Below are 13,176 nucleotides of genomic sequence, written 5' to 3' on the forward strand. Positions count from 1 at the left end.
CACCGTCTGGCTGGAACCCGGCGGCCCGGACGTCGAGCGGATCTACGCGGGCATCGGCTACCGCCGGGTCGGCGAGAAGGCCGCCCTCACCCTCACGTCCGGGAACTGACAGGCCCTCAGACCAGCCGTCGCGCCGTCGCCCACCGGGTCAGCTCGTGGCGGTTGGAGAGCTGGAGCTTGCGCAGCACCGCCGAGACGTGGGACTCGACCGTCTTCACGGAGATGAAGAGCTGCTTGGCGATCTCCTTGTACGCGTACCCGCGGGCGATCAGCCGCAGCACCTCCCGCTCGCGCTGGGTCAGCCGGTCCAGGTCCTCGTCGACCGGGGGCGCGTCCGTCGAGGCGAAGGCGTCGAGCACGAAGCCGGCCAGCCGCGGCGAGAACACCGCGTCGCCCTCCTGGACCCGGAAGACCGAGTCGACCAGGTCGCTCCCGGTGATCGTCTTGGTGACGTATCCGCGGGCGCCGCCCCGGATGACGCCGATGACGTCCTCGGCGGCGTCCGACACCGAGAGCGCCAGGAAGCGCACCGGGTCCTGGACCGCGCCCATCATCGGGGCGCACCGGCGCAGCACCTCGACACCGCCGCCGCCGGGCAGATGGACGTCGAGGAGGACGACCTCGGGGCGGGTCGCCGTGATCACGGTGACCGCCTGGTCGACGTCGGCGGCCTCGCCGACGACCTCCACACCGGTCTCCTCGGTGCGGCCGATCTCGGCCTGGACCCCGGTGCGGAACATCCGGTGGTCGTCGACGAGCACGACCCGTACCCGGCGCTCCGGACCCGCGGTCGCTTCGGTGTTCTCGGTCATTGACCCGCCCTCTCCATCTCCAGCTCGACTTCGGTGCCCCCACCGGGCACCGAACGCAGCCGCGCCGTGCCGCCGTTGCGCTGCATCCGGCCGATGATCGACTCCCGTACGCCCATCCTGTCGTCCGGGACGGCGTCCAGGTCGAAGCCCGGCCCCCGGTCCCGTACGGAGACGAAGACCGTGTTCCCCTCCACCTCGGCGAAGACCTGCACGGCACCGCCCTCGCCACCGTACTTGGCGGCGTTGACCATCGCCTCACGCGCGGCCTGCATCTGTGCCGCCAGCTTCTCGTCGAGCGGGCAGTCACCGACCACGACGACCTCCAGCGGGACCCCGTGCTTGTCCTCGACCTCGGCGGCGGCGCGCTTGACGGCCTCGGCGAGCGTCTCGGGTTCGTCGGCCTCGTCCTTGCCGGTGCCCTCCGGGTTGTACAGCCAGTTCCTCAGCTCCCGTTCCTGGGCGCGGGCGAGCCTGCGGACCTCGCCGCCGTCGTCGGCGTTGCGCTGGATCAGGGTGAGGGTGTGCAGGACGGAGTCGTGGACGTGGGCGGCGACCTCCGCGCGTTCCTGTGCGCGGATGCGCATCAGGCGCTCCTCGGAGAGGTCCTGGGTCATCCGTACGAGATAGGGGCCGGCCAGCAGCGCGATGCCGGTGAGCACGGCGATCGCGGCGGTCAGTACGTTGCCGAGCTGGGCGGCCGAGCCGCGGACCACCATGAAGACCGCCAGGCCGAGCCCGACGAGGGCCACCCCCGCCAGGCCCCGGGCCAGTTGCAGGACCCGGCGGCGGCGGCCGACCTCCATCCAGCGGGCGCGGCGCGCGTTGTCGGCCTGGCGCCACACCAGGACCGAGCCCGCGCCGATCAGCAGGGTCGGCCAGATGTACCGGTCCGCCCCGTTGCCCATGTCGACGTTGCCGGCGAAGGTCGCGGCACCGATCATCAGGGCGACCAGCGCGAAGACCTGGCCCCTGTCCGGCTTGCGGAGCCGGCGCCGGCCGTCCGGGGCGGTCTCGAAGACGGACCGGGGGGCCTCGACCCCACCCACCCCGAGCGGGACCACGATCCAGAACACCGCGTAGAGCAGGGCGCCGAGCCCGTCCGCGAAGAACAGCCCGAGGAACAGGAACCGGACCCAGGCCACCGGCAGTCCCACATGACCGCCGAGCCCGCGCGCGACACCGCCGAGCAGCCGGCCGTCGGCGCTGCGGTACAGCTTGCGCGGCGACGGCTCCTCCAGGTCCGGTGCGGGGGAGCTCGGTGCTCGGGTGGTGGCGGATGGCATGGACCGATGGTCACACGCGGCGGCCGGTACCGGCATCAGGGTCCGCCCCGGAGGCAACCCTGAGGACCCCGGGCACCCCTGAGGACCCCGGGCACCCCGAGGCCCCGGGGCGGCTGCGAGGCCCCGGGCGGGGGGTGCGGCCCGGGGCGCCGCCCCCCAGGGCCGATATCAGGGACCGACCAGGGTCGCCCAGGGTCCCGCCGGGAGGTACGGGCCGTCACCATGGACCCATGACCGTTCCCCAGGACACCGCCCCCGGTGTCGCGCCGGACCCCGGGCCCAGGCCCCCGTTGCAGCGCAGCCCACGGCAGAAGGCCGTGGCCGGTGTGTGCGGCGGGCTGGGCCGGTACTGCGACGTGGACCCGGTGATCTTCCGGATCGTGGTCGGTGTCCTCTCGGTCACCGGCGGCATCGGTCTCATCTTCTACGGCTTCGCCTGGCTCCTCCTCCCCCTGGAGGGCGAGGAGGAGAACGAGGGGCGCAAGCTCCTGTCCGGCCGGGTGGAGGGCGCGTCGCTGATCGCGCTGCTCATGGCGCTGGTGGGCTGCGGCCTGCTGCTGTCGATGCTGCACAACGGCGGGATGCTCACCTTCGCCGCGATGCTGTCCCTGGCGGTCATCGGCTTCGTGGTCTGGACCCAGCACCGCGGGACGGCGGCCCCCGAGGAACCGTCCCGCGTCACGTCCCACCCCCCGGGGGCCCCCGCGCACGCCCCGGCGCACGGCGCACCGCCCGAGGTGAAGGCGCCGCCCACGCCGGGCAGTCCGTCGTGGTGGCGTGACCCGATCGTCAAGGACGGCACGACCGGGCCGGTGGGCACCGGGTACCTGTGGGGCCCGGCGGACCGGACGCCGGGCGCGGGTACGCCCCGTCGGCCCGAGGCGACGGCGGCCGACCCCTTCCGCGCCCCGTCCTGTACGCGGGAGACCCGGGGGCCGCGGTCGATCGGTGGACTGGTCTTCCTGCTCGCACTGGTCGCGGGCGGCCTGGGCACGGGACTGACCTGGGAGACCCACCCGCTGGGGACGAGCCTGCAGTTCGGCCTCGCCTCGGCCCTCGCGGTGTTCGGCCTCGGTCTGCTGGTCGCCTCCTTCGTCGGCCGGACCGGCTTCGGCACGATCGTGCTGGCCGTGATCACGGCGGGGCTGCTGGCCGGGGCGTCGGCCGTACCGAAGGAGATCGGCACCGACTGGGTGCGCGAGGAGTGGCGGCCGGCCGGCGTCACCACGGTCCGGCCGCAGTACGAACTGGGCGCCGGGGTGGCGAAGCTCGACCTGTCCCACCTCACCGTCCCGGTCGGCGAGACCGTGCGCACCCACGTCACGGTCGGGGCGGGCACCGCACGGGTCGTCGTGCCGAACGGGGTGACGGTGGAGGTGGACGCCCAGGCCGGCCTGGGGGACATCCGGCTGTTCACCTCGGATCCCGACGGGGTACGCCTGGCCACCGGCCTGCACACCCGGCGTACCTTCGGTCCCGTGGAGGACAGCAAGCCCGCGGGCACGGTCGAGCTGAAGCTGGAAGTCGGCATCGGACAGGTGGAGGTCACCCGTGCCACGTCATGAGTTCCGTCCCGGCCGCGCGGTCGCGGGCCTCGTCCTGCTCGCCCTGGCGGGCGGCTACGCGGCGGACGCGGCCGGGGCCTGGCGCGTGCCGTGGACGTTCGTCCTTCCGCTGTTCCTCGGCGGACTCTGGCTCGCGGCGACGGTGACGTGGGTGAGCTACCGGATGCGCCGCCGCCGGGACATGAGGAACGCGTCGGCGGAGAGGACCTCCGCGCCGGCGAGCAGCAGCGGCAGCCAGGCCATGAGGTAGGCCAGGTCGTTGCCGTAGTAGTACGGCGTGGACTGCCAGCTCACCGTCAGCCACAGGGTCAGCGAGATCAGGGCGCCGCCGAGCGCCGCGATCCGGGTCCACAGGCCCAGCAGGGCGCCGAGACCGACGAGGAGTTCCCCGGTGGCGAGGGCGTACCCGAAGCCCTCGGGGCTCTTGAGCCCCAGGTCGACCAGGGCCGGGACCGCGGAGCCGTCGCGGACCGACCGCATCAGCTCGCCGATCGATCCGGGGCCGCTCGCCGACAGGAACGCGCCGTCCGTCAGCTTGTCGAGACCCGCGTAGACGAAGGTGACGCCGAGAAAGATCCGCAGGGGCAGCAGCGCGTACCGCCGCGCCAGGTCCCGGACGCCCCTCGGCTCCCGCAGCCCGTAAGCCCCTGTTCCGTACCCCTGCATCACTGCCCACCTTCCATTGATCCTTCAACAGACCATACGGAGGGCGGGGGCTCAGCGGCGCACCCGGTGGGTCAGTCCGTGACGTCGATCGCGCAGGGCTCGGTCTCCACCCCCGCCGCGGTGATGACCTGCACGTCCACGACGCCCGGTTCGACCTCGACCGGCACGGGCACGGTCAGCACCGTGTCGGCCGGATTGGCGAAGCCCCCGGCGACCGGGACCAGCGGTACGTGGACGTGCACCCGGCCGATCCGCACGACGACCCGGGCGAGGCGGTCCGGGGTGCCCGCGCCGGGCGGTACGAATCCGGCGCCCCGGATCTCGATGTCGTCCCCGGTCCGGATCGGGGCGTCCAGGTCCCCGGCCTCCCTGGCCCGGACCACCGACAGGACGACGGGCCGGCCGCCCTCCGCGTACTTCCCGGCGAAGTACGTCGCCGCGGAGACGGCCACCAGCAGGGCCAGGCCCCAGGGGAGGTCCGGCAGTTGCTCGGGGCGCCGGGCGAGACGGACCGCGGCGAACAGCACGGCGACGGTGCTGACCAGCACGTACTGCACATCCGTGAAGCTGCCGCGCCCGGAGTCGTCGGTGAGCAGGTCGGCGGCCCGGGGGCGGTCGGCCCGCAGCTTCTGGAGCCGCCGGTCCAGGACGCGTACGGTCACCACCCGGCGCACGACGACGGCGACGGCGCACACCAGCGCGAGCACGGTGAGCACCCCGGCCGAGCGGACCAGGTCCAGCCCCTCGATCAGGGCGTCGCGGTCCGCGTGGGCGGAGGCCCCGGCCAGTTGGAGGGCGAGGACGAGCACCGCGAAGACGGCGAGCAGCACCCAGGAGGCGGCGACCGCGCGGGAGGTGGAGAGCCGGTTGTCCTCGCCGATCAGTGGGGCGAGCAGCCCGCCGCGGGCCCGGTGCACGTGGGCCGCGGCGGTGAGCAGGGCCGCCGTGACCAGCCCGGCGACCAGACCCGCCGTGCGGGCGGTGGACCAGCCGGCGCCGACGGCGGTGACCAGCTCGCCGAGCGCCAGCAGGACGACGGCGCCCCAGACGATGAGCAGGGTGCGCTGCCGGACGGTGTGGAGCCAGGCGTCGCCGGCCTCCCGGCCGCGCTCGGCGAGCGTACGGGCCGACTCGGTCAGCTCGTCCGACACCCACTGGCGGGACGCCGAGGCGGACCGGGCGACCCCGGCGGGCAGCCCCGTGCCGGTGGCCAGTTCGTCCCGTTTGGCCAGGAAGGCCGCCACGGCCCGGCGGTGCCCCTCGCGCGCTCCGTGCGGGCAGTCGCCGCACGTGCAGCCGCCTGCGTGCGTACCCTTCGCCCTCGCTTCGTCCAACGCCACGGAGAACGCCACCCTTTCCCGCCCCGGTACAACCAACTCACCTGTGATTTCTGCGAATTGTGCCGTACGGAGCGGGATCCGCCCACATCGGGGCAGCCCGGGGGCAACCCTTGCACATATGTGCGATTCTCAGGCGCCGAGGACGAGGTGGGCGAGACCCGGCGTCCCGCGGTGTCCGCCGTAGTATCCGGTGCGCCGGGCGTCGACGGCCGCGGTCACCTCGGCGGATGTTCCAGATCAGGCGGTCGTTGCCCGGGGCGGACATGAGGGCGCGTACGTCGTCGGCGGACATGCTCCTCAGCCTGGCACGCCCGGCCGCCCCTGGACAGCGCGTTCACCGGCCCCGGCTGTACAGCTCCGTGTCGTCGGGAGCGGCACTCATTGTCGCTGCCGTGCGGCAGAGGCTCGTCTCCTCGGCCGGCGTACCCGGCGCACACGACGGTGCCGCCGCCCGAACGAACGGGCGACGGCACCGGTATTTGACCTCAGAGGGTCCGAAGGAGGGGAGTCACTCCCACTCGATGGTCCCCGGCGGCTTGCTCGTCACGTCGAGCACCACGCGGTTGACCTCGGCGACCTCGTTGGTGATGCGCGTGGAGATCTTCGCCAGCGTCTCGTACGGCAGACGCGACCAGTCGGCCGTCATCGCGTCCTCGGAGGAGACCGGGCGCAGCACGATCGGGTGGCCGTAGGTCCGGCCGTCGCCCTGGACGCCGACGCTGCGCACGTCCGCGAGCAGGACCACCGGGCACTGCCAGATGTCACGGTCCAGGCCGGCCGCGGTCAGCTCCTCGCGGGCGATGGCGTCGGCCTCGCGCAGCAGGTCGAGCCGCTCCTTGGTGACCTCGCCGACGATACGGATACCGAGGCCGGGGCCGGGGAACGGCTGGCGCTGGACGATCTCCTCCGGGAGGCCGAGCTCCTGGCCGACCATCCGGACCTCGTCCTTGAACAGCTGGCGCAGCGGCTCGACGAGCTGGAACTCGATGTCCTCGGGGAGGCCGCCCACGTTGTGGTGCGACTTGATGTTGGCGGTACCGGTGCCGCCGCCGGACTCCACCACGTCCGGGTAGAGGGTCCCCTGGACGAGGAAGGCGACGTCCTCGCCCTCCGCGGCCTCGGCCACGATCTCGGCCTGGGCCTGCTCGAAGACCCGGATGAACTCCCGGCCGATGATCTTCCGCTTCTGCTCCGGGTCGGACACCCCGGCGAGCGCGTCGAGGAAGCGCTTCTCGGCGTCCACGACCTTGAGCTTGACGCCGGTGGACGCCACGAAGTCCTTCTCGACCTGCTCGCTCTCGCCCTTGCGCATCAGACCGTGGTCGACGTACACGCAGGTGAGCTGGGAGCCGATGGCCTTCTGCACGAGGGCCGCGGCGACCGCCGAGTCCACCCCGCCGGAGAGGCCGCAGATGGCGCGCTTGGTGCCGACCTGCTCGCGGATCAGGGCGACCTGCTCCTCGACCACGTTGGTGGTCGTCCAGGTCGGCTCGATGCCCGCGCCCCGGTAGAGGAAGTGCTCCAGGACCTGCTGGCCGTGGGTCGAGTGCATGACCTCCGGGTGGTACTGGACGCCGTAGAGCTTCTTCTCGTCGTTCTCGAAGGCGGCGACCGGCACGACGTCCGTGGACGCGGTGACGGTGAAGCCCTCGGGGGCGGCGGAGCAGGCGTCGCCGTGCGACATCCACACGGACTGCTCGGCGGGCGTGCCCTCGAAGAGGGTGGAGCCGGACTTGGAGACGGTGAGCGGGGTGCGGCCGTACTCACGCGCCCCGTTGTCGTCGACCGTGCCGCCGAGGGTGGTGGCCATCAGCTGGAAGCCGTAACACATGCCGAAGACCGGGACCCCGGCCTCGAACAGCGCCCGGTCCAGGCTGGGCGCCCCCTCCGCGTACACCGAGGACGGACCGCCCGACAGGATGATCGCGCGCGGGTTCTTGGACAGCATCTCGGCCACCGGCATGGTGGACGGGACGATCTCGCTGTAGACCCGGGCCTCACGGACCCGGCGGGCGATGAGCTGGGCGTACTGTGCGCCGAAGTCGACTACGAGAACCACGTCGGTGGTGCTGTCGGGGGCGGCGGGGGGTGCTGCTGGCACTGGGCGGCCTTCCGGCGGTGGAGAGGGGTGTGTCCTCCCGATTCTACCGGGCCCGCGACTTTTCCCCACCGGGCTCCCGTCTCACGATGCGGCCGGGCGTTGGACCCGGTGCCGCGACGGGGTCCATACTTGTGCCCATGCGTCAGCACACGACCTTCGTCTTTACCTATGGCACCCGGCCCGCCGGCTGCCATGGTCGTGCTGTCTGAGCAACTGACACGCACCTTTCCAGGCGCCCCGGGCCGACAGGCCCGGGGCGCCTCGGCGTTGCGGGGCGGTCGGCCCGGGGAGCCGCATCCCACCGGGAGTCACCGATGACCACCACCACCGCACCCACGAAGACGGCCGCCGAGCAGACCGGCGCGCGCACCGAGGAGGCCGCCCTGCTGATCGGCGATGCCAGGACGCGCATCGACGCCCTGGACGACCGGATCATCGGCCTCGTCCAGGAACGCATGGCGGTCTCCGCGGTGATCCAGGAGGCGAGGATTACGTCCGGGGGCCGCCGGGTGAACCTCTCCCGGGAGATGGACGTCCTCGGCCACTACAGCGACGCCCTGGGCAAGCCGGGCACGGCCCTCGCCATGACGCTCCTGGAGCTGTGCCGCGGCCGGGTGTGACGTCCCGGGGGGCGGCGGGAAGGCTGTACGGCCGCACCCGCGTTCGGGCCCGCTCTCACCCGTACGGCGCGTGACCGGCCCCGTGGAGGCCTCGTTGGTCCGGGTGTCCGTGCCAGCCAGGGGCGGCAGTGAGAGATCCACGCGTGGCTCCGCCGGGACGTGTGACGCACCTCGGGTACGTCGTGGGACCGCGTTCCGGCTGTGACCGGTCGGCAGGGGACAGCAGCCCGGTCACTCGTGTGCGGCCGGCCCCGGGGACGCCCGGGGCCGGCCGCCCGCGGCATGAGGGACGAGCGCGCCGGCGGGCCGCCCCCTCCGCCCCCGCACGCCACATGCCGCACAGGATGTGGCGGGCGCCACATAAAGATTCTGTGAGTCCGTGGGCAACCGTTGACCCGGTTCACAGGTCATCTCTGGCGAACACCGGCTCGTTCCGTGCCCCACAACGGCAGGCCGCCCACTTTCGCCGTACCGCAACCCACGCGGTACCACGGACCCGTTGAGGCCCCACATGAAGCTTCGCCGCACCATGGCGCTCGCCGCTGCCACCGCCGTCATCACCCCCGCCGTGCTCCTCTCGGCGTCGGCCGCGTACGCCGAGCCGAAGACCACGACGACCGAGGCCGAGACCACCGCCCCGGACCCGTCCGCCTCCCCGTCCGACGCGGAGACCTCGTCCACGGAGACGGCCTCGCCCTCTCCGGACACCGACGCGTCCGAGACGCCGGGGGACACGGAGGAGACCGAGGAGGCCGAGAAGCCCGGTGGGGGCGGTGAGACCGGGGAGGACGGCACGGCTCCGTCCGCCACCCCGTCCACCTCGGCCCCCGCCTCCCCGAAGCCGTCCGCCACACCGTCCGAGGACACGGACCCCGAGGAGGACGGGGAGCCCCTGGCGTGCGAGCCCCGCCCGCTGGAGCTCTCCATCAAGGGACTCGCCGGCAAGATCGTCCGGGGCAGCGGCTGGCACACGTTCCAGCTGAACGCCTACAACGACTCGAAGACCACCGTGAACAACGTCCTGTTCTTCGCGGGCGCCTCGACGGACAAGCACGGCGACGACCTCTTCACCACGAAGCAGGTCGAACTCCAGGCCCTCAACGAGGGGACCTGGGAGGACGTGTCCGAGGAGGGCCTGACGGCGGGCATCGTCGGGGCGACCGACGTGATCAAGCCGGGCTACGAGGTCGACATCCCGCTGCGCGTCAAGGTGAAGAAGAGCGCCCCGGTGGGCGCGGGCTTCAGCCTCGGCGGCGGGCTCGTCTTCGGTGAGGACGTCGTGTCCGCGCCGTGCTTCACGGACGTCAGCTACAAGTTCCAGATCGTCGAGGCCGGTGACGAGGACGGCTCCAAGCCCCAGGAGGGCGGCAAGATCCCCGTCCCGTCGACGACGAAGCCGAACGCCGGTACCGCCCAGCTCACGGGCAGCCTCGCCGAGACCGGTTCCTCCTCCTCGACGTCGATGATCGCCCTCGCGGGCGGCGCGGCCGTGGTGCTCGGTGCCGGCGCGATGTTCGTCGTACGCCGCCGTGCCGGCGGTGACGCCGCCGCGTAAGGCGCGTACGCCACACGGAGACCGCTGAACACCTGAGGGGCCGCACCCGGAGAGCGCGAGGTGCGGCCCCTTCGGCGTCCGTCGCGTCGGCGTCCGGCGTCCGGCCCCGCGCGGGGCGCCGGTTCAGACGTCGGTGGCGGCCCTCTTCGGGGGCACGGCCTTCGGGGGCACGGCCGGCATCCCCAGGAACGGCAGGCCGCTCGTACGCCTCACCCTGGGCCGGGCGCGGGTCCGCCTCGCCCTTGTTGGGCCAGAACGACATGGCTCGTTCCGCCTGCGCGGTGATCGTCAGTGACGGGTTGACGCCGAGGTTGGCGGAGACCGCCGAACCGTCCACCACGGAGATCCCCGGGTGGCCGTAGAGCCGGTGGTACGGGTCGATGACGCCGCTCTCGGCGTCGGCGCCGATCGGGCAGCCGCCGAGGAAGTGGGCGGTGAGGGGGGTGCCCATCAGCTCCCCGATGTTCGAGCCGGCGAAGCCGTTGATCTCCTGGGCGAGCAGCGCGGCGCCCTGGGTCGCCTCCGCTATCTGCGTCGGGTTGGGGGCACCGTGGCCCTGCCGGGCGGTGAGCAGCCCCTTGCCGAGGCCGCCCGGTTTGCGGTACGCGGTCAGGGAGTTGTCCAGCGACTGCATGACGAGTCCGATGATGGTCCGCTCGGACCAGCGCCGGTTGGACAGCGACCGCGCGGTGAGCAGCGGGTGTCTGGCCACGTTGCCGAGCCAGCCCAGCACCCGGTGCGGGCCGTAGGGGACCTGGAGGACGGTCAGCGCGCCCATGGCGTTGGAGCCCCTGCCGTACCGGACGGGTTCGATGTGGGTGTTCTGGTCCGGGTGGACCGAGGAGGTGATGGCGACGCCCTTGGTGAAGTCGGCCTTCGCGACGCCGTGCTTCCTGCGGTAGCGGCGGTCGCTGGTCTGCGCGCCGACCAGTCCCTCGGAGTTGGTCCGGGTCAGCTCGCCGAGCCGCGCCGAGAGCCGCGGCAGCAGGCCCCGGTCCTTCATGGTGTGCAGCAGGGTCTGGGTGCCGTACGTGCCCGCCGCCACGACCACCTTGCGGGCGCGCAGCACGGTGGGCTTCGCCGTGCGGCGGCGGTGCGTCGGCACCGTGGACACCCGGTAGCCGCCGTCCGGGTCGTCGGTGACGGCGACGACGGAGGTCATCGGGCGGACGACCGCTCCGGCCTTCTGCGCCAGGTACAGGTAGTTCTCGTTGAGGGTGTTCTTCGCTCCGTGGCGGCAGCCCGTCATGCACTCGCCGCACTCCGAGCAGGCCCGGCGGGCGGGGCCCGCGCCCCCGAAGTAGGGGTCGGCGACCTCCGCGCCGGGCTTCGCCCGGGCGGCGCCGTCGGCGTCCTTCCCGTCGCCGAAGAAGACACCGACCGGCGCGAAGTGGAAGGTGCCGCCGACGCCCATGGCCTCGGCGGCGGCCTTGAGGTGGACGTCCGCGGGGGTCATGGTCGGGTTGAGCCGCACCCCCAGCATCCGCTTCGCCTGGTCGTAGTGGGGGGCCAGTTCGTCCTGCCAGTCGGTGATGCCGGCCCACTGGCGGTCCTCGAAGAACTGCGCGGGCGGCACGTACAGGGTGTTGGCGTAGTTGAGGGAGCCGCCGCCGACACCGGCGCCGGCCAGCACCATCACCTTGCCGAGCAGGTGCACCCGCTGGATGCCGAACAGGCCGAGCGCCGGGGCCCACAGGTAGTTCTTGATGTCCCAGGAGTTCTTGGGAAGGGTCTCGCGGGTGAAGCGGCGGCCCGCCTCCAGGACGCCGACCCGGTAGCCCTTCTCGCTCAGCCGCAGGGCCGAGACAGCGCCGCCGAAGCCCGATCCGACGACGAGGACGTCGTAGTCGTACGCGGCGTCGTCCGCAGCCGCGACGGCCGCGGTGGCCGGTTTCCGGGCAGGGCTGTCCTGGGGCATGGCTCTCCTAGGGAAGAAAGGCCGGGGGTACGGGGAACGGGGCGGGGAAGAGGGCGGGACGGGTCAGCGGAGCCGGAAGGCCTTCATCGCCCTGAGGCTGCGGCTCATGAGGGCGGCGTACTTCTCGTCGTCCATCCCGAAGGCCGGGGCGAGCGGCATCAGCCGCTGCTGGGCGACGGTCTGGGCCTCGGTGTACTTGAGGATGCCCTCGGAGCCGTGCCGCCGGCCGAGACCGGAGTCCTTCATGCCGCCCATCGGGGACCGGACGCTGCCGTAGGCGGACGCGTACCCCTCGTACGTAGGCGGACGCGTACCCCTCGTTGATGTTGACGGTGCCGGCCCGCAGCCGGGCCGCGATCCGGTGTCCCCGCCGGGAGTCCTCGGTCCAGACACTGGCGTTGAGACCGTACGGGGTGGCGTTGGCCAGGGCGACCGCCTCGTCCTCGTCGGTGAAGCGGTAGAGGGAGACGACGGGTCCGAAGGTCTCCTCGGTGCAGACGGCCATCGGCTCCTGGACGTGGTCCAGGATGGTCGGCTCGTAGAAGAGCGGGCCGATGTCGGGGCGGGCGACCCCGCCGGCGACCAGGGTGGCGCCCTTCTCGACGGCCTCACTGACGTGCCGGCTGACGGTCTCCAGCTGCCGCTCGCCCACGAGTGATCCCATGTCGGCCCCGTAGGCGAGGGAGTTGCCGAGGCGCATCGCCTTCGTCCGCGCGGCGAAGCGCTCCACGAAGGCGTCCGCGACCGACTCGTGGACGTACAGCCGCTCGATGGAGATGCAGAGCTGTCCGGCGGAGGAGAAGCAGGCGCGGACGGCGCCCGCGGCGGCCTTCTCCACGTCGGCGTCCGCGAGGACGAGCATCGGGTTCTTGCCGCCCAGTTCGAGCGAGACGCCCACCAGCCGGGCGGCGGCCCGCTGGGCGACGTCACGGCCGGTGCGGGTCGATCCGGTGAAGGAGACGTAGTCGGCGCGCGCGACGACCTCGGGCCCGACGACGGGACCCTCGCCGAGCACCACCTGGAACACCTCGGGGGGCAGCCCGGCCTCGATCAGCAGGTCACGGGCCCACAGTGCGGTCAACGCGGTCTCGGTGTCAGGCTTCATGACGACGGCGTTGCCCGAGACGAAGGCCGGCAGCGCGTCGCCGACGGAGAGCTCCAGAGGGTAGTTCCAGGGGGCGATCTGGCCGACGACCCCGCGCGGCTGGCGCAGCTCGGTGACCTTCGTCAGGGCCGGGACGACCCCGGTGTGCCGCCTGGGCCTCAGATAGGCGGCGGCCCGGCGGCCGTAGTGCCGGGCGGAGACGGCGACCGCC

Annotated in this window: 9 protein-coding genes and 3 pseudogenes; 4 read left to right on the forward strand and 8 right to left on the reverse strand. The window is 72.8% G+C overall.

Features of this window, described 5'->3' with window-relative positions:
• Nucleotides 1-116: 116 nt before the first annotated feature.
• A complete protein-coding gene (locus tag IH13_RS0112480) occupies nucleotides 117-812 on the reverse strand; it encodes a LuxR C-terminal-related transcriptional regulator (protein WP_031083825.1) in 696 nt (231 codons plus the stop codon).
• Nucleotides 809-2,095, reverse strand: coding sequence for an ATP-binding protein (locus IH13_RS0112485; protein WP_031083826.1), 1,287 nt, complete (start codon nucleotides 2,093-2,095; stop codon nucleotides 809-811). Before IH13_RS0112485 ends, IH13_RS0112480 begins: the two co-directional genes overlap by 4 nt.
• Before the next feature lie 230 nt (nucleotides 2,096-2,325).
• Here IH13_RS0112485 and IH13_RS0112490 point away from each other — a divergent pair, with 230 nt between their 5' ends.
• Both IH13_RS0112490 and IH13_RS44550 read left to right on the forward strand, forming a co-directional pair.
• The gene (locus tag IH13_RS0112490; protein WP_031083827.1) at nucleotides 2,326-3,660 is read left to right on the forward strand and encodes a PspC domain-containing protein; all 1,335 of its coding nucleotides are present in this window, start codon (nucleotides 2,326-2,328) and stop codon (nucleotides 3,658-3,660) included.
• Entirely contained in the window at nucleotides 3,647-3,910 is a 264-nt protein-coding gene (locus tag IH13_RS44550; RefSeq protein ID WP_082317583.1) for a hypothetical protein, read from the forward strand. The genes IH13_RS0112490 and IH13_RS44550 overlap by 14 nt, the downstream gene beginning before the upstream one ends.
• On the opposite strand, the gene IH13_RS0112495 is transcribed toward IH13_RS44550, so the two are convergent.
• The 4 genes and pseudogenes from IH13_RS0112495 to guaA form a co-directional block, all read right to left on the reverse strand.
• Nucleotides 3,817-4,326 (reverse strand): DoxX family protein, encoded by a 510-nt coding sequence (locus tag IH13_RS0112495; RefSeq protein WP_031083828.1) that lies wholly within the window; start codon nucleotides 4,324-4,326, stop codon nucleotides 3,817-3,819. The genes IH13_RS44550 and IH13_RS0112495 overlap by 94 nt on opposite strands.
• A 71-nt stretch (nucleotides 4,327-4,397) precedes the next feature.
• The gene (locus IH13_RS0112500) at nucleotides 4,398-5,666 is read right to left on the reverse strand and encodes a hypothetical protein (protein ID WP_031083829.1); all 1,269 of its coding nucleotides are present in this window, start codon (nucleotides 5,664-5,666) and stop codon (nucleotides 4,398-4,400) included.
• Nucleotides 5,667-5,795: 129 nt separating this feature from the next.
• Nucleotides 5,796-5,891 (reverse strand): annotated as a pseudogene (locus tag IH13_RS45760) (SAM-dependent methyltransferase); the annotation flags it as partial.
• A 283-nt stretch (nucleotides 5,892-6,174) separates the two neighbouring features.
• Entirely contained in the window at nucleotides 6,175-7,767 is a 1,593-nt protein-coding gene (gene guaA, locus IH13_RS0112510) for a glutamine-hydrolyzing GMP synthase (protein ID WP_031083830.1), read from the reverse strand.
• Nucleotides 7,768-8,081: 314 nt separating this feature from the next.
• Between guaA and IH13_RS0112515 the strand changes: the two genes are divergently transcribed.
• Together IH13_RS0112515 and IH13_RS0112520 are read left to right on the forward strand one after the other, a co-directional pair.
• Nucleotides 8,082-8,387, forward strand: coding sequence for a chorismate mutase (locus IH13_RS0112515; RefSeq protein WP_031083831.1), 306 nt, complete (start codon nucleotides 8,082-8,084; stop codon nucleotides 8,385-8,387).
• A gap of 529 nt (nucleotides 8,388-8,916) precedes the next feature.
• Nucleotides 8,917-9,873 (forward strand): annotated as a pseudogene (locus IH13_RS0112520) (peptidase); the annotation flags it as partial.
• Here the strand turns inward: IH13_RS0112520 and IH13_RS0112525 are convergent.
• Entirely contained in the window at nucleotides 9,806-11,860 is a 2,055-nt protein-coding gene (locus IH13_RS0112525; protein WP_420713351.1) for a GMC oxidoreductase, read from the reverse strand. The pseudogene IH13_RS0112520 and the gene IH13_RS0112525 overlap by 68 nt on opposite strands.
• 63 nt (nucleotides 11,861-11,923) lie before the next feature.
• A pseudogene (locus IH13_RS37305) lies at nucleotides 11,924-13,176 on the reverse strand (succinic semialdehyde dehydrogenase); the annotation flags it as partial.

The sequence above is a fragment of the Streptomyces sp. NRRL WC-3549 genome (assembly GCF_000721935.1).
In the GTDB taxonomy this organism is placed as follows: Bacteria; Actinomycetota; Actinomycetes; order Streptomycetales; family Streptomycetaceae; genus Streptomyces.